The 19,298-nt window shown below is 62.3% G+C and carries 15 protein-coding genes and 1 riboswitch; of the genes, 8 read left to right on the top strand and 7 right to left on the bottom strand.

What is annotated here, in order from left to right; all coding sequences use genetic code 11:
* Window positions 1-48: 48 nt before the first annotated feature.
* The 3 genes from ACE04I_RS09125 to ACE04I_RS09115 all read right to left on the bottom strand — a co-directional run bounded on the left by ACE04I_RS09125 (window position 49) and on the right by ACE04I_RS09115 (window position 2,925).
* A complete protein-coding gene (locus ACE04I_RS09125) occupies window positions 49-504 on the bottom strand; it encodes a BA14K family protein (RefSeq protein ID WP_487206995.1) in 456 nt (151 codons plus the stop codon).
* 86 nt (window positions 505-590) lie between these two features.
* Window positions 591-1,682, bottom strand: a complete 1,092-nt coding sequence (locus ACE04I_RS09120; protein WP_170986308.1) for an FAD-binding oxidoreductase — start codon at window positions 1,680-1,682, stop codon at window positions 591-593.
* A gap of 1 nt (window position 1,683) precedes the next feature.
* A complete protein-coding gene (locus tag ACE04I_RS09115) occupies window positions 1,684-2,925 on the bottom strand; it encodes an aromatic ring-hydroxylating oxygenase subunit alpha (RefSeq protein ID WP_046795982.1) in 1,242 nt (413 codons plus the stop codon).
* 98 nt (window positions 2,926-3,023) lie between these two features.
* A riboswitch (cobalamin riboswitch) is annotated at window positions 3,024-3,253 on the bottom strand.
* A gap of 151 nt (window positions 3,254-3,404) precedes the next feature.
* Here ACE04I_RS09115 and ACE04I_RS09110 point away from each other — a divergent pair.
* The 4 genes from ACE04I_RS09110 to ACE04I_RS09095 are packed head-to-tail and all read left to right on the top strand — an operon-like array spanning window position 3,405 to window position 6,865.
* A complete protein-coding gene (locus tag ACE04I_RS09110) occupies window positions 3,405-4,016 on the top strand; it encodes a DUF6656 family protein (RefSeq protein ID WP_046795983.1) in 612 nt (203 codons plus the stop codon).
* 33 nt (window positions 4,017-4,049) lie between these two features.
* A complete protein-coding gene (locus ACE04I_RS09105) occupies window positions 4,050-5,027 on the top strand; it encodes an L-threonylcarbamoyladenylate synthase (protein ID WP_487206994.1) in 978 nt (325 codons plus the stop codon).
* Between the two features lie 15 nt (window positions 5,028-5,042).
* Window positions 5,043-6,485: an FAD-binding oxidoreductase gene (locus ACE04I_RS09100; RefSeq protein ID WP_046795985.1), complete on the top strand. Its 1,443-nt coding sequence runs from the start codon at window positions 5,043-5,045 to the stop codon at window positions 6,483-6,485.
* The gene (locus ACE04I_RS09095; RefSeq protein ID WP_046795986.1) at window positions 6,485-6,865 is read left to right on the top strand and encodes a winged helix-turn-helix domain-containing protein; all 381 of its coding nucleotides are present in this window, start codon (window positions 6,485-6,487) and stop codon (window positions 6,863-6,865) included. Before ACE04I_RS09100 ends, ACE04I_RS09095 begins: the two co-directional genes overlap by 1 nt.
* A 9-nt stretch (window positions 6,866-6,874) precedes the next feature.
* Here the strand turns inward: ACE04I_RS09095 and ACE04I_RS09090 are convergent, their stop codons facing one another.
* Entirely contained in the window at window positions 6,875-9,466 is a 2,592-nt protein-coding gene (locus ACE04I_RS09090) for a DUF1217 domain-containing protein (RefSeq protein ID WP_046795987.1), read from the bottom strand.
* A 282-nt stretch (window positions 9,467-9,748) separates the two neighbouring features.
* Between ACE04I_RS09090 and ACE04I_RS09085 the strand changes: the two genes are divergently transcribed.
* Window positions 9,749-10,315, top strand: a complete 567-nt coding sequence (locus tag ACE04I_RS09085; RefSeq protein WP_046795988.1) for a DUF6101 family protein — start codon at window positions 9,749-9,751, stop codon at window positions 10,313-10,315.
* Window positions 10,316-10,394: 79 nt separating this feature from the next.
* Here the strand turns inward: ACE04I_RS09085 and ubiA are convergent, their stop codons facing one another.
* From ubiA to ACE04I_RS09070, 3 genes are all read right to left on the bottom strand, one after another.
* Window positions 10,395-11,348 (bottom strand): 4-hydroxybenzoate octaprenyltransferase, encoded by a 954-nt coding sequence (gene ubiA / locus ACE04I_RS09080; protein WP_046795989.1) that lies wholly within the window; start codon window positions 11,346-11,348, stop codon window positions 10,395-10,397.
* A 53-nt stretch (window positions 11,349-11,401) separates the two neighbouring features.
* Complete coding sequence (locus ACE04I_RS09075; protein WP_046795990.1) at window positions 11,402-12,658, bottom strand: cyclopropane fatty acid synthase; 1,257 nt, start codon at window positions 12,656-12,658, stop codon at window positions 11,402-11,404.
* A gap of 160 nt (window positions 12,659-12,818) precedes the next feature.
* Window positions 12,819-15,128, bottom strand: a complete 2,310-nt coding sequence (locus ACE04I_RS09070; RefSeq protein ID WP_046795991.1) for a Tex family protein — start codon at window positions 15,126-15,128, stop codon at window positions 12,819-12,821.
* Between the two features lie 198 nt (window positions 15,129-15,326).
* On the opposite strand from ACE04I_RS09070, the gene purD reads away from it, so the two are divergent.
* The 3 genes from purD to ACE04I_RS09055 all read left to right on the top strand — a co-directional run bounded on the left by purD (window position 15,327) and on the right by ACE04I_RS09055 (window position 19,261).
* Window positions 15,327-16,598: a phosphoribosylamine--glycine ligase gene (gene purD, locus ACE04I_RS09065; RefSeq protein ID WP_046795992.1), complete on the top strand. Its 1,272-nt coding sequence runs from the start codon at window positions 15,327-15,329 to the stop codon at window positions 16,596-16,598.
* 92 nt (window positions 16,599-16,690) lie between these two features.
* Complete coding sequence (locus ACE04I_RS09060; protein WP_046795993.1) at window positions 16,691-17,185, top strand: plant virulence effector HPE1-like domain-containing protein; 495 nt, start codon at window positions 16,691-16,693, stop codon at window positions 17,183-17,185.
* 237 nt (window positions 17,186-17,422) lie between these two features.
* Window positions 17,423-19,261, top strand: a complete 1,839-nt coding sequence (locus ACE04I_RS09055) for a methyl-accepting chemotaxis protein (protein WP_046795994.1) — start codon at window positions 17,423-17,425, stop codon at window positions 19,259-19,261.
* Window positions 19,262-19,298 lie beyond the last annotated feature (37 nt).

Raw genomic sequence — 19,298 nt, 5'->3', positions numbered from 1 at the left:
CGCTCGGATTTCTCCGGGCGGGATGGTTCCGTAGATCTTTCGGATTCGTCAATACGGCGAGTTGCAAATGCGGCGCACGCCGGGGCTCGACACGTAAGTGTTGTCCGATGCGCGATAGGTCCGGTAGCGGTTCTCGCACCAGGCATAGTGGCTGTTGCTATAGTCGCCGCGCGGAACGACCGGCCGCGCCTGCGTGGCGCCGCCGATGATCGCGCCGGCCGCGAAAGCCGCGAGCGGGAACCAATAGCCATTGTGGAAACGATAGCCCGGACGGCGATCACGGTAGCCGCGATGGCCGTTGTAATAGCCCTCGCGATAACCACGGCGGTAGTCGCGGCGACGCTCCCAACGATCGCGGTCGCGATACTGCACGTCGGTTATGATACGGGATGCCGCCGGCTGGGGCATGGCGGGCATGGTGAAGGCCTGGGCCGGGCCGATGCCGGTGATCGTCATGACCAGGGCGGCGGCAGCGGCGGCCAAGCGTAAACGAAGAGCATTCATGTCGGTGCTTCCCCTGCAGGAGTTGGACGAGCCACAACGCAGTCACCGCGATTTTGTTCCAAGCCACTGGAAATTCAGGGGATTCTTCAGGCTTCCACCTCGATATCACCCTTGGGGCGCGAGCAGCAGGCGAGGATGTAGCCCTCCTCGATATCCTCATCGAGAATGCCGCCATTGTGGTTCATCTCCACCTCGCCCGAAAGCAGCATGACCCGGCAGGTGCCGCAGAGACCGGATTCGCAGGCCGCCGGGATGCGTACCCCGTTCGCGCGCGCCGTCATCAGCACCGTCTGGCCGGGCTGGGCGGAAATCTGCTTGCCGGAGGAGGAGAAGGCGATGGTCGCCAGAGCCTCGCCATCGGCGGTGGTCGCGGGCAATTCCTCGACCGAGGGCTGGGCCGGCTGGAAACTCTCCTGATGGTAACGCCGCATGTCGAAACCCGAGGCTTCGAGCAGCGAGCGCACCGCCGCCATGAACGGTTCCGGGCCACAGCAGAAGACCGTCCGGTCCAGGAAATCGGGTGCGAGCAGCGCGATCTTCGCCTTGTCCACCATGCCCTTCAGGCCCGACCAGAGATCGGTGCGGCCGCATTGCTCGACGATGAAGCCGAGCGACAGTTTCGGCATGAAGCGGGCCATATATTCCAGCTCGTGCCGGAAGATGATGTCGGAGGGCGAGCGCGAGCAATTCAGGAAAACGATATCGCTCTGCGGCGCCCGGTCACTCATGTCGCGGGTCATCGACATCATCGGCGTGATGCCGGAGCCCGCCGAAATGAAGAGGTATTTCTCGCCCGGATGCCGGACATAGGAAAAATCCCCGAGCGGACCGAAGGCCCGGATGCGCATGCCGGGCTTCAGGTTCTCGAACATCCAGCGGGTGCCGATGCTCTCCTTTTGCGCCTTCACCGTCACCGCCAGCGCATAGGGCCGCGAGGGGCTGGAGGAAAGCGTATAGGTCCGCATGACCGGTTCCGGGCCGACCGGCAGTTCCAGGGTCACGAACTGGCCCGGTACATAGCGGAACCAGTTCATGCGGTCGGCGCGGAAGGTGAAGGTCATCACGTCGGGCGCTTCCGGCGTGACGGAGAGGCATTCGAGGAGATGCTGCCGGTCGTTCCAGGGCTTCATCTCGTCCAGATGCGGATAGGAAGTCGAAGCGGTGAGCGCCATGTTCATCTTACGCCACCGCCGACAGTTTCTGCTCGCCCTGCAGGCGCTCGATCATGAAATTCGAATACCACTCCACGAACTGCATGACGCCTCCTTCGTCTTCCGGCGAATAAGGGCCGGGTTCATAGGCGGGCGAGCGGATGCCGAATGCGTTCTCCTCGACGATCTGGCGGTCCTGGTCGTTGGTCATGTTCCAGACATGCGTCAGTTCCTCGAGGTCGTAGTCGACGCCTTCGACCGCATCCTTGTGGACGAGCCACTTGGTCGTGACGGCCGTCTCCTGCGGGCCGATCGGGGTCACGCGGAAGGAAATCGTGTGATCGCCAAGCATGTGGTTCCAGGTGGTGGGATAGTGGAAGAGCAGCATGGTGCCGATATGCGAGATCGTGACGTCATCGGACAATGGACGCCGCACGGCGCGCCTGCCGCTCATCGTATAGCTTTCGGCGTCCTCGATCAACGGCATCCGGGCCACGCGGAACTGGCCATCCGGCGACATGCGGAACTCGCTCGGAAGGCCCGCCGCTTCGCAACGCGCCCAATGTTCGGCGATCACCGGATCGTCCTTGGCGCCCTGAACCCCGGTCGCGCTCGGCGCTTCGGGATAGGTGCGGCAAAGCTCCGGATGGTTCGCCGCGCAGTGGTAGCATTCGCGGTTGTTTTCCCAGACGAGCTTCCAGTTGCCCTTCTCGATGATGGTCGACTGGTGGGCGACCTTGGCTTCCGAGAGCCGGTGCGGCGCCATGTAGGGTTCGATCGCGGCCCGCACAGTTGAGAAATCCGGCGCCTCGTTGGCAAGGCAGATGAAGATATAGCCGGCGACGCTTTGGCAATGCACCTTCTTCAGTCCGAAGTTCGCCTTGTCGAAATTCTCGCCCATGTGACGGGCAAAAAGCAGGGAACCATCCAGCTCGTAGGTCCACTGGTGATAGGGACAAACCAGGCGCGCGGACGAGCCCCGCTCGGTGGTGCAGACGCGGCTGCCGCGGTGGCGGCAGGAATTGTGAAAAGCGCGGACCTGACCATCGCGGCCACGGACGATGATGACGGAATAATCGCCGATCTGCACGGTGAAATAGTTGCCAGCCTTCGGCACCTCGCAATCATGGCCGATGAACAACCAATCGCGATACCAGATCATTTCCAGATCGAGCTTGTAATATTCCTGATCGATATAAAAAGGCTGTTCCAGGCTGAATCCCTCACGGCGGTTCTTGAGCTGCCGCAGGACCTGATTGTGGATATCCATCTTCCGTTTCCTCGTAAATCGGGTTGCGGAAGGACATGGGAAAGCCGACAGGCGAGCGCCTGCCTCTACCCGTCCTCCGAACGCCCACCGCGATCGGTCATGACTTATCGTTCAAGGCTGGTTTCCGGGCTCAGGAGCTGTCCCGAAGGACCGGCATGACACCTTCCCAGGCGGCCTTTGCGGCTTCTTTCCCAGTGGCATTTGCCATGCCTCGACACTCCACCACCGTTGCGGGGGCAGCGCCGGATCAGGGTGGTAAAACCCTCGCCGGCTTCCCAATTTTCCGCTCTTCCCTAGCAAGAGCGGCACCTTGAGCTTGAGGGCATATAATCACCGGTCCTCCTTGTCGCATAGGCGACAATGCGACATCCGCAGCCGTATTGACGACCGGCGACAAATGCCGCCAGCCTCCGTCGTTCCAGAGAAACGAGACGTTAATCGTCGGCCTCTAAATTCCGCGCGAAAACGGAGGGCGGGACGTGCAGGCCAGGGGAAAGCTTCGCTATTACGACAGCAGGGAGTATAGGCCCTATGTCGCGCCAGCGAAGGCGACCTATCACTCCGAATTCCTGCGCACCGGGCGCATTTCGCGCGCGCACCCCATCTGGGTTCCCGAGGAGCGGCGCTATCTCACCTATCAGGAAGTGGCCGACCGCACCGGCAAGAAACTCACGGTAGCCGGCGAGAAGAGCCATGAGCGGATCAACGGCTTTCACCGCTCCATCCGTTTCCCCAAGCTGATCTTCCACCGCACGCTCGAGGACAATCCGCATCTCGGCTATTGCCATGTGACGGCCGCGAGCACCCTCCTCTCGCGCCATGCGCAGGTGAGCTGGTCGTTCTACATCGCCAACTTCTTTTCCGAGATCGGCGAGAACGATCGGTTCTTCGAGCGCATCAACCCGGATTATTCCCGCATGTTCTTTGCCGTCGCGATCGAGGGCGAAGCGGGCAAGCCGACGCGGCTCGACCGCTCGATCCGCGGGAACGGGCTCCTGTTCCAAACACGCGACCCCAAGGAGGCGCTGAAGAACGTGCTTTTGCTCGGGGCGCCGGACGAGGCGGTTCGCGCCATCATCAAAAGGCTTTAAACACGGCCTCCGCCGCGCTATTGACGAGCGGACATGACCGCAGAGATCATCGATATCCGGCAGAACAGGGAACGCGCGCTGGCGCGGGCCTCGACCGTGCTTTCGGAAGGCTTTCCCATCGCGCTTCCGACCGAAACCGTCTACGGGCTTGCCGCAGACGCCACCAATCCCGCCGCGATCACCCGCATCTACGAGATCAAGGGCCGACCGCGCTTCAATCCGCTGATCTGCCATGTGGCCGATTTCGCCATGGCGGAGCGCTATGCGGAGTTCGATCCCATTTCCCGAAAGCTTGCGGAAGCCTTCTGGCCGGGGCCGCTCACCCTCATCCTGCCGCTGAGGGCCGGGAGCGGCATTCATGCACTCGCAACCGCCGGGCTCGATACCGTCGGCATCCGCATTCCGCGAGGCTTTGCCGGCGAGCTCATCCGCGTCCTCGATCGGCCGCTTGCCGCACCCAGCGCCAATACGTCCGGCAAGGTGAGCCCGACGAGTGCGGCCCATGTGGCTGAAGATCTCGGGGAAAAGCTGCAACTGATCCTCGATGGGGGTGCAGCACCAGTCGGCGTCGAATCCACCATCCTGCGCGTGGAGGACGGCGCGGTGCGGATGTTGCGCCCCGGTGGGGTGGCAGGCGAGGAGATCGAGAGGATCACCGGACTTCCGCTCATCCGCGCCGAAGGGCCTGTCGCGATCATCGAGGCGCCGGGCATGCTCGCCTCACACTATGCACCGACGGCCGCCGTGCGGCTGAACGCCAGCCATGTGGAGCCCGGCGAGGCCCTCATCCGCTTCGGCGACACTCCGATAACAGGGATCGAACCTGCCACGGCAGTTTTCGACTTGAGCCCTTCCGGCGATCTTGCGCAAGCCGCCGCAAACCTGTTCGACTATCTAAAACGGGCGGATGCCAGCGGAGCTAAGCGCATCGCCATCGGCCCAATCCCCAACGAGGGCTTGGGCGAAGCGATCAACGACCGGCTGGCGCGCGCGGCCGCGCCGAGAGAATAACGGGAGGAGTAGCCGATGGACGTTCCGGGACCTGCGCCAGAAGTGCTGGAACACTTCGCGGCGATCGTCGGCGCCAATCACGTGCTGCGCGATCCACAGGACCTCGCACCGCATCTCGTCGAGAACCGTGGCCTCTATCACGGCACCTCCCCCATGCTCTTGAAGCCCGGATCGACGGAAGAGGTTTCCGCCATCCTGAAGCTTGCCAGCGAGACGGGCACGCCCATCGTGCCGCAGACGGGCAATACCGGCCTCGTCGGCGGGCAGACGCCGCGCAGCACCGGCGGCGATCTCATCATCTCGCTCGAACGCATGAACCGCATCCGCGACGTCGATCCGATCGCCAATGTGCTGGTGGCCGATGGCGGCGCAATCCTCGCCGACGTCCAAAGGGCAGCCGAATCCGTGGGCCGATTGTTCCCCCTGTCGCTCGGCTCGGAAGGCTCCTGCCGCATCGGCGGCAATCTTTCCACCAATGCCGGTGGCACGGCGGTGCTTGCCTATGGCAATATGCGCCAGCTCTGCCTTGGGCTCGAAGTGGTGCTGCCGACCGGCGAAATCTGGGACGGGCTGCGCCGCCTCAAAAAGGACAATACCGGCTACGACCTGCGCGACCTCTTCATCGGCGCGGAGGGCACGCTCGGCATCATCACCGGTGCGGTGCTGAAACTCTTTCCGCAGCCGGTCGGCCATCAAGTGGCGCTGGCGGGCGTCAATTCGCCGGAGGATGCGCTGCTTCTCTTCGAGCGCGCCTCCAATCTCTGCGGCACGGCGCTGACCGGCTTCGAGCTCATGCCGCGGATCGGCATCGAATTCACCACCCGCCACATTCCGGGCGTGCGCGATCCGTTTTCCCAACCGCATCCCTGGTACGCGCTGATCGATATCTCCACCTCGGATTCCGCCGAAACCGCCGAGACGATGGTGCAATCCCTGCTTGGGCAAGGCTTCGAGGCCGGCCTCGTACGTGACGCGGTGATCGCCTCCTCCGTGGCGCAGCAGAAGGCGCTCTGGCACATGCGCGAAAGCATGTCGGACGCGCAGAAGCCGGAGGGAGGTTCGATCAAGCACGACGTCTCCGTGCCGGTCTCGCGCATTCCAGCCTTCATGGCGGAAGCCGAAAAGGCGGTGCTGGCGGCGATGCCCGGCGCACGTATCTGCGCCTTCGGCCATCTCGGCGACGGCAATATCCATTACAACATCTCCCAGCCCATCGGCCCGGACATAGAGGCCGACAAGCCCGCCTTCCTGGCCCGCTGGCGGGAGATGAACGAGATCGTGCACGGCATCGTGCTGGCCGAAGGCGGCTCCATTTCCGCCGAACACGGCATCGGCCAGTTGAAACGCGACGAGCTGGCGCATATCCGCCCCGCGATCGAGATCGAGCTGATGCGGCGCATCAAGCGCGCCTTTGATCCCGCCGGCATCATGAACCCCGGCAAGGTGGTCGAGGCGTGATGGCCCGCGAACCGAAACTGACGATCCGCCTCGATCTGGAAAACGGGGTGCGCCTCGGGCCCGGCAAGGCGCAGCTTCTGGAGCTGATCGCCGAGCATGGTTCGATCCGCGCGGCCGGCGCGGCGATCGGCATGTCCTACCGCCGGGCATGGCTGCTCGGCGACGAGATCAACCGGATGTTCCGCGAGCCGTCGATCTCCACCCGCCACGGCGGGAAGTCCGGCGGCGGCGCCGGGCTGACTCCTTTCGGACAGGAACTGCTCGCCCGATACCGGCAGATGGAAGAAGCCGCCCGAGAAGCGATGCGCAAGGACCTCGCCTGGCTCGAAGCGAAGGCGGACCCGGCCTACGAGCCCCGCGACAAGACCGAGGACGGTTGAGCGTCTCGCCTATCCCGAACGGACCTGAGAGAGCGCCCAAAGCGTATCGGCGCTGATGCCGACTGCGCCACCGCCACCGGTTAGGATACCGAGCGCCGGCGAAGTGGCCACGTTGTTCTCCAGATCGTACATCATGGTGAAGCGCTTCACGAGCTTGTCGAGCTTTTCCGGATCGGAGAGATCTTCGAGATTGAGGTATTTCTCCACCACCTTCGCCTGCCGATCGACATCCATGTTGCTGATTTCTGCTGGCAGGCTGAAGGTAATACGGAAGAATTCCAAGAGGGCGTCGTCGCCGATGATCACGTAAGGATCGGTGATGCTGTCGGCCATGCGCTGGAAGTAGAGCGCGAGGCGCACGCCGGCATTCTCCCCGCCCTGCTGAGTTTCCAGAACCTGGCGCAGATAGGCGCTCTCGGTCGCCAGCACTTCGCCGGCATTCTGCACCTGAGCGGAGGCGGCCCGGCTGACATTGCCGTCCTTGTCGAAATTGAAGCTGCCGACCATCTGGGCGAAGCGCTTGTCCTCCAGCGTGTTGACGAAGCTTTCCGGGTCATCGAGATCGGATGTGAAGGCCTTCTTGAGGAAATCGTCCGTCACCGTCGTGGGATCGATGCCCTTGGCGGTCAGCAGGATATCCATCAGGCGCCGGTCCTTGAGGAGCTGGTCGCGATTGTCGAGCGCCTGCATGGCGGAGGTATAGTATTTGGATTCCTCCTCCGCCTTCTTCTTGGCCGCTTCCAGCGCATCGCCCTTGAGGAAACGCGTCTCGCGCAGGATATATTCCTTGCCGACATTCGTGATGGTGGCAGTGGACTGCGCCAGAGCCGGCGGGGTGATTTGTCCTTTGGCATTGAAGTTGAACGTTCTTGCCAGCGTCAGCAGACGCTCGTCCTTCAACTGGTAGACATAGCTCTTCGGATCGGAAAGATCGCTGGTCAGAACCTTCTTCAACTTGATGGTCGAGATAGAGGCCGGGTCGATGCCGACGGCTTGCAAAGCAAAGGTGTAGACCGCTTTTGTGCCGAGGAAATCATCGAGCGTTTTGACGGCCGCCATGCCTTGCTTGTAGAGACTGTAGGCCTTGTCATGGGCCTCGTCCTGCTTATCATCGTAGCGGCTGTAATAGTTGCTGCGCACGGAGTTGAGCGCCTCGGGCTTCAGCGCCTGGCCGGCGGCCACGGTGCCATCAGCCGCAAAGTTGAAGGCTTCGTAGAGCTCTTTGTATTGGGGACGCGTCTCGGCGTACTCCTCCACGATGCCGTTATAATTCATCAGGATCTGCTCGATCGTGGACTTCACGATATAGACTTCGTTCAGATCGAAGGCCGCCCGGATGTAATCGTAGAGGATCGGATCGTTGACGATCTCGCTCACATTGGTGACCGTGGCGATCTTCTTCTCGAAATATTGCTGGTTGAATATGGCCTCGGCATTGGTCTCGCGCGACTGCTTGCTGAAATAGCTGGCCAGGATCGACTCCAGCTTTTCCTCTGTCAGCGCGCCATCGGCCGGTGCGCTGCCATCCGCGTTGAACTGGAAATCCTCCGCCAGCTTCTTCATCTTCTCCGCATAGGTGATTTGCGGACCGAGGCTGTTCATGAGGGTGGCGAGTTCGGCGCGGCGCGCATCGGTCTGTTCGACCGGCACCAACTTGGCGTTCAGCTCTTCAAGGGTTTCGCGGTACCCATCGAGCCCCTCCTGCACGGAGACCAGCGCCTCCTCGATATCCGCCAGCTCTTTCCTCTTGGCGTCGAGCTTTGCCTGCGTCTCCTCCGGATCGACACCGGAATCGGGATCGCTCAACTGCGCTTCGAGTTCGGCGATCTCCGCCTCCGCATCGGCCTTGGCCTCCTGGCCCAAAGCCAGCGATTCCTCCGCTTTCGGAATCTCTCCGATAATGGTCTGCCGGTTCTGAAGGTCGGTATCCTCCTGCTTTGCGGCATTGTACTGGGCCGGGTACTGCTCGAGCTTGGTTCCGAAGACCGTGTTGTAATAGCTGTTCGGATCGTTGGGATCGCTGGTCAGCACGCCCTTGATGACCGAATAATTGTAGTAGGTCCCATCGATGCCGTAGGTCGTGAACATGAGATTGCGCAGCCGGTCGTTCTGCAGAAACTGATCGACATTCTTGACGTTTCCGGCCTCGCCCATCATCACCTTGAAATAGCGGGTTTCCTCGGAAACCGTGTCCTCCACCGTCTTGACGGTCTGGTCGTAGAGGCCGATCAGATCGTCCATCTGCGCGGAGGACTGCGCGACGGCCGTTCCGCCGACTCCCCCGAAATTGAAAGCTGCGGCAAAGTCCCGGTAACGCTCGTCGGCCAGGCGGTTGGCATAGCTGTTCGCGTCGCTCAAATCGCTTTCGAGGACCTTCTTCATGAAGGCCTTGGCGTAGATCATGTCCTCCAGTCCGTAGGCCGTCATGGCATAGGAGAACAGCCGGTAATCGTTGACGAACTCGTCCACCGTTTTGATCTTGCCGATATTGTCCTTGTAGTACTGAGAGTCACGGGCAACGTCCGTCTGCTTTGCGACGCGCGAGAGGCTCTGCGGCAGGTTGCGCGTAACGAGATCATAGCTGAGATAGGTCGTTACCATGGACGTGCCCTTCAGGTCGGAATGATGCCCGGCGAGTATCGGCCATCAGCCTTGTCCGTAGCTTTTGAACCAATCCCGCGATGAAACGGTTCGGAGGGCGTTCACCCTCTGGAAACCCAAAAGCTTGGGCGTTTCGCTAACCATCGGAGGCGGCAAACCTTCCTTAACCGCGATTTTTAAGCAGTCTCGAAGATGGGCACCCTATCTTGGCCCTCAGAGGACAAAAGTCCCGTGGAGAAGACCGGAAAACGGCTCTCAGGTAAAACAAGGGTAGCATACACAATGACCAATTCCGTTCTGAAGCCCTCATGGGCAGGGTCGACATTGAGGCTCGATCCGTCTCGCTTTCCGCAGCAGGTCACCTATGCCCTGCGCGAGACATCAGGAGATGTTGCAATCACTATCGACGAGCGTGGCGCCGTGCTGCGCAAGACCCTTCCCTCAAGCGGCCTGCCGCTTTCCTTCGCCCTGCCGGCGCGCGCCTTCAAGGGCGTGGCCGCCCGTGCCATCGACCATGGCGACGGCGAAGTGACGGTAACGCTCGAACTGCACCATGACGATCCGGATCTCTGCATTCCGCTGCTCGTCGCCCACGATCTCTGCGATATCGCCGCCGATTGGCGCAACTGGTCGGAAGCCTTCCGCATTCCCATGCTGATGGTGGAAGCCGATGGCGTCGCACGGCCGCTGGAAAACCATATCGGCCAGGTGCGCACCCAGGACATAAAGCCCCGCCGCCGCCATTCCTATTTCGCCGCCCGCCGGCCGCGCTTCCTAGTGCGCCGCTCGACAGGCAGCCTCGGCGTCGCCATGAAGATCGAAGGCAAGGAGATCATCGCGCGCCGCTGATCCACCGCCGACCGCGATTTACGAAAAAGCCCGGCTCATTGCCGGGCTTTTTGCGTTTTCACACTTCTTCTGAAATTATCTAAGCCACGAGAAGGGCCAGAAGCAAGCCGACGAAAAGAACCGTGCCGACCCAGAAATTGAACCTGAACAGCTTGAGGCACTGGTCCGGATTGTCGATATCGAGAACCAGGATTTGCCAAGCGAACATGAGAGCCGCGACCAGCAAGCCGAGATAGGCAAGCAGGCCGACGCCGGCCGCGAGGAAGGCGAGCAGCAGGAAGACGAGTGCCGCGCCGTATAGCCCGATCAGCCAGGGCTTTGTTCTTTCTCCGAAAAGCCGCGCAGTCGAGCGCACGCCGATCAGCGCGTCGTCTTCCTTGTCCTGATGCGCGTAGATCGTGTCGTAGCCGATCGTCCAGGCGATCGCGGCCATGTAGAGCCAGATCGCCGCCATGGAAAGGCTGCCGAACATGCCGGCCCAGCCCATCAGCGCACCCCAGGAAAAGGCAAGCCCGAGGAAGAATTGCGGCCAATCCGTAAACCGCTTAGCGAAGGGATAGATCGCAACCACGGCAAGCGACAGGATGCCGAGGAAAATCGCAAAGCCGTTGAACTGAACCAGCACAAGCAGACCGACCAATGCCTGGGCGGCCAGAAAGACCTTTGCCTCGAAACGGGTCACCCGGCCCGAAGGCAGCGGCCGCGAACGGGTGCGCGCCACTTCCATATCGATGTCATGATCGACCAGATCGTTATAGGTGCACCCCGCGCCGCGCATAGCGACCGCGCCGATGAAGAAGAGGACGAGATGGAAGAGGAAGAGCGGTAGCGAGAAGCTACCCTCGGCCGCCGCTGCATTGGCGGCGAGCGCCGAAGACCAGAAGCATGGCCAGAGCAGAAGCTGCCAGCCGATCGGCCGATCCCAGCGGGCGAGTTGCGCATAGGGCCATGCCGGGCGCGGCAGCACCCGGTAGACCCAGTTGTCCGAGGGCGCGTCGAAAACGCGCCCGTTGAGATCGTCGGCGTTGGTCATTGGCGGGTTCTACTCCCCGCCCCGCGAACCGGTCAAGGAAAAGCGATTGCCTCTCAGACCGCGATCTTGTCCAGCGGCAGGCGCTGCTCTTCGAAGGCCTTCAATTCGGCCTCGCGTTCGTAGATGTAGTTCCGGTTATCCGGCACCGCCATCCGCTGCTTGACGATCTGCATCTGGAAAATAAAGAACTTCTCGTGCGTGAATGCCATTTCCGAGCCGGCCAGATAAAACTCCCACATGCGCACGAAACGCTCGTCGTAAAGGGCGGCCGCCTTCTCCCTGTTCGCCATGAAGCGCTGGCGCCAGTGGCGCAGCGTATGGGCATAGTGCATCGGCAGGATCTCGATATCCGATACCAGGAGACCCGCCTTCTCGATCGCCGGCATCACCTCGCTGATCGCAGGAATATAGCCGCCGGGGAAGATGTACTTCTCGATCCACGGATTGGTGATGAGCGCCGGGTGGGGCTGGCCGATCGAATGCAGCACCATGACGCCGTCATCGGCGAGCACATCATCCACCTTGTTGAAGAACTTTCGATAGTTCAGCCGGCCGACATGCTCGAACATGCCGACGGAAACGATGCGATCGTACTGCTTCTGCGGCGGCAGGTAATAATAATCCTGCAGTTCGAAACGGACGCTGTTGGCAAGCCCGCGCTTGGCCGCTCGCTCGCGCGAGATCTTGAGCTGCTCCTTGCTGAGCGTAATGCCGGTGACATCGACGCCCGAGGACTCGGCGAGATACATGGCCATGCCGCCCCAGCCGGAGCCGATCTCAAGCGCCCGCTGGCCGGGCTCGGCCTGAAGTTTCGCCACGATATGGCGCTTCTTGGCGAGCTGCGCCTCGTCGAGCGAAATGCCCGGCGGATTGAAATAGGCGCAGGAATATTGCCAGTCCTCGTCGAGGAACAGCGAGAAGAGCTTTTCACTGAGATCGTAATGATGAGCGACGTTGCGCTGATTGTGATTGATCGGCACGCGATTGCGGAATTGGGAAACCGCGATGCGGGCAAGCCCCCGCCACATCATGCCGAAGGACAGGCCCTCGCTCAGCGTGTTGTCCTTGACGAGCGCCATGAGCTCGTAGATGTCGCCTTCTTCGACGATCATCCGGCCTTCCATATAAAGCTCGCCGAGCTTCAACTGAGGGTCGGCCGCAAGCTCCCGCTCGGCCTCGTCATCGGTGAAGCGAAGACCGACGGTCCTTCCCCCTCCTCCTCCAAATCGCTGCTCTCCCCCTGGGCCTTTCACGGTCAGGGTGCCAGTTTTGATAATCCTGTCGAGGAGTTTGCGAAGGGACGAGGCCATGGTCTCACCTCCAGAGATACTAAGGCTGCCTTATCAATTTGGAAAGAAATAATACTTTCCAGGGAACTTACAAGCGGATTTTTGCCATCAAAATGACACAGAAAATCCAACCGTCAAACATGGATTGACGGTTGGATTTTCCAAGGGGTAAGGCGAATTTTTATCGGCGTTTCAAGGCTTCTGCGAGTGCGGCGCCGAACGCGCCCTGGGCCGCCGGCTTCTCGGTATTCGCGAATTTCGGGTTGGCGGGCCGGCTGTTTCGATCGCCGCGCGGGGCCGGATCAGGCTCGCCGCCATCCTTGCGCATGGTGAGACCGATTCGCTTGCGCTTCACGTCCACCTCGACAACCCGCACTTTCACGACGTCACCCGCCTTCACGACCTCATGCGGGTCCTTCACGAAGCGGTCGGCAAGCTGGGATACGTGAACCAGTCCATCCTGATGCACGCCGATATCCACGAAGGCACCGAAGGCGGCGACATTCGTCACCGTGCCTTCGAGCATCATGCCGGGCTTGAGGTCGGTGATCTCGTCCACGCCTTCCGCAAATGTCGCCGTCTTGAAGCTCGGACGCGGGTCGCGGCCAGGCTTTTCAAGCTCCGCAATGATGTCCTTCACCGTCGGCAGGCCGAAAGTTTCGTCGATGAACTTTCGCGGATCGAGGCCTTTCAGCGTGGCGCTATCGCCCATCAGCGAGCGCAGATCGCGGCCGCAGGCGGCGACGATCTTCTTGGCCACTCCATAGGCTTCCGGATGGACGGCCGACGCATCGAGCGGCTCCTTGCCGTTGGGGATGCGCAGGAAGCCCGCCGCCTGCTCGAAGGTGCGGTTGCCGAGCCGGGCGACCTTCAACAGTTCCTTGCGGCTTTCGAATGGGCCATTGGTGTCGCGATGGATGACGATCGCATCGGCGATCGAGCGGCTGAGGCCGGAAACGCGCGCGAGCAGCGGCGCGGACGCCGTGTTGAGATCGACGCCGACCGCGTTCACGGCATCTTCCACCACCGCATCGAGCGAACGGGAGAGTTTTCCCTGATCGACATCGTGCTGGTACTGGCCGACGCCGATCGATTTCGGCTCGATCTTCACCAGTTCGGCAAGCGGGTCCTGCAGGCGGCGGGCGATGGAGACGGCGCCGCGCAGTGATACGTCGAGATTGGGAAACTCGGCGGCAGCGGTTTCGGAGGCAGAATAGACCGAGGCGCCCGCTTCCGAGACGATCACCTTGGTGGGCTTGGTTCCCGAAGTGGGAGCCGGCAGAGCCGCCAGCATGTCGGCGACCAGCTTTTCCGTCTCGCGGCTGCCGGTGCCATTGCCGATCGCGATCAGCTCCACATTGTGCTTGCGGACGAGCGCGGCAAGTTCCGCCTGGGTGCCGCGGATATCGTTCTTCGGCGGGAAGGGATAGACCGTCGTGGTCTCCACCAGCTTGCCCGTGCCGTCCACCACCGCGACCTTGACGCCGGTGCGGATGCCCGGATCGAGACCCATGGTGGCGCGCGAGCCGGCGGGCGCGGCGAGCAGCAGATCCTTGAGGTTGCGGGCGAAGACATGGATCGCCTCTTCCTCCGCCTTTTCGCGCATTTCACGCATCAGATCGAGCGACAGCGAGGTGGAGAGCTTGACGCGCCAGGTCCAGCCGGCGGCCTCCATCAGCCAGCGGTCGGCAGCCCCCTTGTCTGTAATCTGGAAAGCAGCGGCGATGATGCGCTGTGCGGGCTTCACCGGCGAAGGATCGTCCTGATCCACCTCGATCGCCACGGTCAGGACTTCCTCGTTCCAGCCACGCAGCATGGCGAGCGCACGATGGCTCGGAACGTTCGCCCAGCGTTCGGAATGATCGAAATAATCGGCGAACTTGGCGCCCTGCTCCTGCTTGCCATCGACCACCTTCGCCCTCAGCACGGCCCGCTCGCGCATATGCTGGCGCAGGCGTCCGAGCAGGTCGGCATTTTCCGAGATCGTTTCGGCGACAATATCGCGCGCACCTTCCAGCGCCGTCTTCACGTCCGGCACTTCGTCGCTGATATAGGCTTCCGCGAGCTTTGCAGGATCGGCGGAGCGATCCGCCCAGATCGCCTCCGCCAGCGGGCCTAGGCCCCGTTCGCGGGCGATCTCGGCGCGGGTGCGGCGCTTCGGCTTATAGGGCAGGTAGAGATCTTCCAGCTCCGCCTTGGTGGCCGCCTTGCCGATCTTGGCGGCAAGATCGTCGGTCATCTTGCCCTGCGAGGTGATGGACTCGACGATCGTGGCGCGGCGGGCCTCGAGCTCGCGCAGATAGACGAGCCGCTCCGAGAGCGTGCGCAGTTGCGTATCGTCGAGGCCGCCGGTCACTTCCTTGCGGTAGCGGGCGATGAAGGGGACAGTCGCACCCTCATCGATCAATCCGATCGCGGCAGCGGCCTGCTCCGGTCGGGCGTTGATCTCCACGGCGATCGCGGCGGCAAGGAAGCGGGTGTCGGCGGCCATATGGTCTCTCACTTTCAAATCGGAGGCGAGACCATAGTCAAAGTTTAAGGCAAGGCAATGTGGCCGCTCATAAGCTCCACATTTTTGCCTGCCCCTCTTTCCGCAGGGATTAGAGTGAGGAGCGACATCGCGCGCATTTCACTTGACCTTTACCGCCCCTCCCCTTAACCGCCGGTCAGGAACAGGAAGGGGCGAAACATGAAGGTTCTGCTGATCGGTTCGGGTGGACGCGAGCATGCGCTCGCCTGGAAGCTTGCCCAGTCGCCGCTACTGACGCAGTTCTACTGCGCGCCGGGCAATCCCGGCATTGCCGAACATGCCGAACTCGTCTCCCTGAATGTCGAGGATCACGCCGCCGTCGCCGCCTTCTGCGCCGACAAGGGGATCGAATTCGTCGTCATCGGGCCGGAAGCGCCGCTGGTGGATGGCCTGGCCGACAGCCTGAGGGCGAAGGGCATTGCCGTCTTCGGGCCTTCCGCCGCCGCCGCGCAGCTCGAAGGTTCGAAGGGCTTCACCAAGGACCTCTGCGCCCGCTACGATATTCCGACCGGCGCCTATCGCCGCTTCACCGATGCCACCGCCGCCCGCGCCTATATCGAGGAACAGGGTGCTCCGATCGTCGTGAAGGCGGACGGGCTTGCCGCCGGCAAGGGCGTCACCGTCGCCATGACGGTCGACGAGGCGCTTGCCGCAATCGACGATTGCTTCGAAGGCGCCTTCGGCGCGGCCGGCGCGGAAGTGGTGGTGGAAGCTTATCTCGACGGCGAGGAGGCGAGCTTCTTCTGCCTCTCCGACGGCGAGACGGCGCTGGCGCTCGCCACCGCGCAGGATCACAAGCGCGTCGGCGATGGCGACACCGGACCCAATACCGGCGGCATGGGCGCCTATTCCCCTGCCCCGGTGATGACGCCCGAGATGGTCTCCCGCACCATGAGCGAAATCATCGAGCCCACGATCCGCGGCATGGCGGAAAGCGGCTATCCCTTCACCGGCGTCTTCTTCGCCGGGCTGATGATCACGGCCAAGGGGCCGGAGCTCATCGAATACAATGTCCGTTTCGGCGATCCGGAATGCCAGGTGCTGATGATGCGGCTGAAGAGCGACCTCCTGCCGCTGCTTTATGCGGCCGCGACCGGCACGCTGGACAAGGTTTCGGCGGAATGGAGCGACGATGTCGCGCTGACCGTGGTGATGGCTTCCAAGGGCTATCCCGGCTCCTACGACAAGGGAACTCCGATCAAGGAGCTTCCGCAGACCCGCGAAGGCGAGAAGATCTTCCACGCGGGAACGGCACTGAAAGACGGCGCGCTCGTCGCGACCGGCGGGCGCGTGCTCAACGTGACCGCCACCGGCAAGAGCGTGGCCGAGGCCCAGGCGCACGCCTATATGCTGGTGGAGCATGTCGGCTGGGAGAACGGCTTCTGCCGCCGCGATATCGGCTGGCGAGCGGTTGCGCGCGAACAGCAATAATCCACACGCGGGATTCATTCAAAATTTACCGTTTCTCCTGACGGGATCGAAACGAAGCGACGCTATCTCTCGAGCAAAAGGGGAGTTGCGTCATGCGCCGTCTGATCCTGTCCATCGCCCTGGTGTTTGCGACCGACGCGGCCTTCGCGTCATCGATCACGCCGCTCGCCGACACTCCAAGCGGCAATGGCAGCATCGTGATGAAGGCCTGCCCCGACTGCCCGCCTCCGCCTGCCAAGCAGGAAAGCACCGATTACCGTGTGCCGCAGCTCGAACCCGGAACGCAAAAGACCGCCGTCATCGAGATCAACGGCGAACGGAAGATCGCCCGCACCGAAGCCTGGCTCGGCGGCTCGCCTGTCGTGCATGTGCGCAAGATGCCGGCATGGATGGCGGATGGGCCCCATGCCGTTGCGAAGGTGGATCTGCTCGACGGGCTCTCGACCGAAGCGGCGATCGCCGCCGCGGACCCGCCTTCGGACGGGATAGACCTTGCGACGATGACGAGCGCCGTCGATGCGCACGAGACCACCGAACCCGCTGAGCTCGAGCTTGCCGGCTTCCAGCTTCGCCCCCGCCTCGACTGAGGCAGAACACTCAAAGAGCGCATCTAACCAGCGACCGGCGCAGGCCCATAAAATTTTATGGGTCTTTCTCGCCAAGCCGCGAAGAATATTAAATTTTTCTCAAATGTTCGGCTGCACTTTGCGGCCAGGTGCGATGACGCACATGATCGGCGCAGGATGCGCCTCCCCAACAAGACCCCGCATCGCACCGGCCGCTTCCTGGCGGAAGCTTCCGGCCGCCTGAACATTGAGTAGAAAATGAAGAATCTGAAGATATCCTACCAACTGCTGGCCCTCGTGGCCGTGCTGATGGTGGCCTTCGCCACCGTGACCTATTACCAGGTCCGCTCCTCGATCGCTTCGATCTATGCCGAGCGTTACGAGATGCTGGAAAACCAGGTCGAATCCGCCGTCTCGATCATGCAGTATTATTACGAGCAGGAGCAGGCCGGCACGCTGACCCGCGAGGACGCCCGGAAGTTCGCCTATGCCAATGTGGCGGCCATCAAGTTCGAGCCGGCCGGCTATATCTTCGGCATGAGCTACGACATGGTCACAGTCTTTCATTTCAACCCGAAAACCGTCGGCGTCCAGCAGAAGGGCCAGCCCGACAAGATGGGGAACCTGTTCCGCGAGGAACTGGTCGCCAAGGGTCGCGCCGGCGGCGGCATTACCGAATATTATTGGGAAAAGCCCGGCACACCGGCTGATGAAGTCTATAAGAAAGCGGTCTATTCGGCCGACTTCAAACCCTGGGAAGTCGTGGTCGCCACCGGCGTCTATACCGACGACCTCGACGCCAAGGTGAACAACACGATCATGGAAGTGGTCGGCACCGGGATCATCGCCTTCCTCGTGGCGCTCGGCGTTGCGGCGATCGTCATCCGCAATATCACCAGGCCGCTGGCGGCAGTCCACACCGCTCTCGAAGCGGTGGCGGACGAGAACGTCTCGATCGCCATTCCCCACACGGAGATGTCGAACGAAATCGGCTTGATGGCCAAAGCCACCCAGGCGCTGCAGGAAAAGATTCGCGAACGCCATGCCATGGCCGAGCGCCAGGTGAAGCAGCAGCAGGAGCTCGACCGCGAGCGGCAGCAGAACGCCGACATGCAGCAGGAAGAAGCGCAGCTTCAGGCCCGCGTCGTTTCCACGATCGGCGATGCGTTGGCCGATCTCGCCCGCGGCGACCTGACGGTCCGCTGCGGCGATCTCGGCAGCCGCTACGCCTCGCTGCGCACGAACTTCAACGACGCGCTTTCCCATCTGGAAGCCGCGATGGCGAAGGTGAACTCCAAGAGCGTCGATATCGGCGGCTCCAAGGAGGAAATCCGCCGGGCTTCCGCCGAACTCTCCCAGCGGACGGAACGGCAGGCCGCGAACCTGGAAGAGACCTCCGCCGCGCTGGACGAACTGGCGGTTGCCGTGCGCCAGACCGCTGAAGGCGCGCATGAGGCCGCCCAGCGGGTGACTTCCGTCAGCGGCGAAGCCAGCCGCTCCGACCAGATCGTCACCCAGGCGATCGACGCCATGGGCGCGATCGAGCACTCCTCGGACGAAATCTCCAAGATCATCGGCGTCATCGACGACATCGCCTTCCAGACCAACCTGCTTGCGCTCAACGCGGGCGTGGAAGCCGCCCGTGCCGGGGAATCCGGCAAGGGCTTCGCGGTCGTTGCTCAAGAGGTCCGCGAGCTTGCCCAGCGTTCCGCCGCGGCGGCCAAGGAGATCAAGGACCAGATCTCCCGCTCCTCCGGCCAGGTGCAGAACGGCGTGCGGCTGGTGGGCGAAGCCGGCGAGGCGCTGAAGCGCATCTCCGATCAGGTGAAGGCGGCGAGCGACATCGTCAGCAAGATCGCCCATTCGGCATCCGAACAGGATACGACGCTGCGTTCCATAGCCTCCTCGCTCAATCAGCTCGACGCTGCGACCCAGCACAATGCGGCAATGGCGGAAGAGACCACGGCCTCGGCCGAAGCGCTCGCGGTCGACACCGAAGAGCTGATCGGCCTCATCAGCGGATTCCGAGTCAATGGTTCCGGTTCGGCTTCGGGCGGGCTGCAGCAGATGGCGCAGCGGATGCGCATGGCGGGCTGAGCAGCCACCTTCAGGCAAAAACAAAGCCGCCGGGTCA

This window comes from Rhizobium moroccans, assembly GCF_057559155.1.
This window is presented reverse-complemented; position numbering and strand designations above follow the sequence as displayed.

What these genes read in the sequence shown, in the direction of transcription:
- ACE04I_RS09105 (WP_487206994.1), top strand. Translation starts at nt 4,050, where the DNA reads ATGACCGCAGAGATCATCGATATCCGGCAGAACAGGGAACGCGCGCTG.
- ACE04I_RS09095 (WP_046795986.1), top strand. Translation starts at nt 6,485, where the DNA reads ATGGCCCGCGAACCGAAACTGACGATCCGCCTCGATCTGGAAAACGGG.
- ACE04I_RS09060 (WP_046795993.1), top strand. Translation starts at nt 16,691, where the DNA reads ATGCGCCGTCTGATCCTGTCCATCGCCCTGGTGTTTGCGACCGACGCG.
- ACE04I_RS09120 (WP_170986308.1), bottom strand. Translation starts at nt 1,682, where the DNA reads ATGAACATGGCGCTCACCGCTTCGACTTCCTATCCGCATCTGGACGAG.
- purD (WP_046795992.1), top strand. Translation starts at nt 15,327, where the DNA reads ATGAAGGTTCTGCTGATCGGTTCGGGTGGACGCGAGCATGCGCTCGCC.
- ACE04I_RS09100 (WP_046795985.1), top strand. Translation starts at nt 5,043, where the DNA reads ATGGACGTTCCGGGACCTGCGCCAGAAGTGCTGGAACACTTCGCGGCG.
- ACE04I_RS09090 (WP_046795987.1), bottom strand. Translation starts at nt 9,466, where the DNA reads ATGGTAACGACCTATCTCAGCTATGATCTCGTTACGCGCAACCTGCCG.
- ACE04I_RS09055 (WP_046795994.1), top strand. Translation starts at nt 17,423, where the DNA reads ATGAAGAATCTGAAGATATCCTACCAACTGCTGGCCCTCGTGGCCGTG.
- ubiA (WP_046795989.1), bottom strand. Translation starts at nt 11,348, where the DNA reads ATGACCAACGCCGACGATCTCAACGGGCGCGTTTTCGACGCGCCCTCG.
- ACE04I_RS09115 (WP_046795982.1), bottom strand. Translation starts at nt 2,925, where the DNA reads ATGGATATCCACAATCAGGTCCTGCGGCAGCTCAAGAACCGCCGTGAG.
- ACE04I_RS09125 (WP_487206995.1), bottom strand. Translation starts at nt 504, where the DNA reads ATGAATGCTCTTCGTTTACGCTTGGCCGCCGCTGCCGCCGCCCTGGTC.
- ACE04I_RS09085 (WP_046795988.1), top strand. Translation starts at nt 9,749, where the DNA reads ATGACCAATTCCGTTCTGAAGCCCTCATGGGCAGGGTCGACATTGAGG.
- ACE04I_RS09070 (WP_046795991.1), bottom strand. Translation starts at nt 15,128, where the DNA reads ATGGCCGCCGACACCCGCTTCCTTGCCGCCGCGATCGCCGTGGAGATC.
- ACE04I_RS09075 (WP_046795990.1), bottom strand. Translation starts at nt 12,658, where the DNA reads ATGGCCTCGTCCCTTCGCAAACTCCTCGACAGGATTATCAAAACTGGC.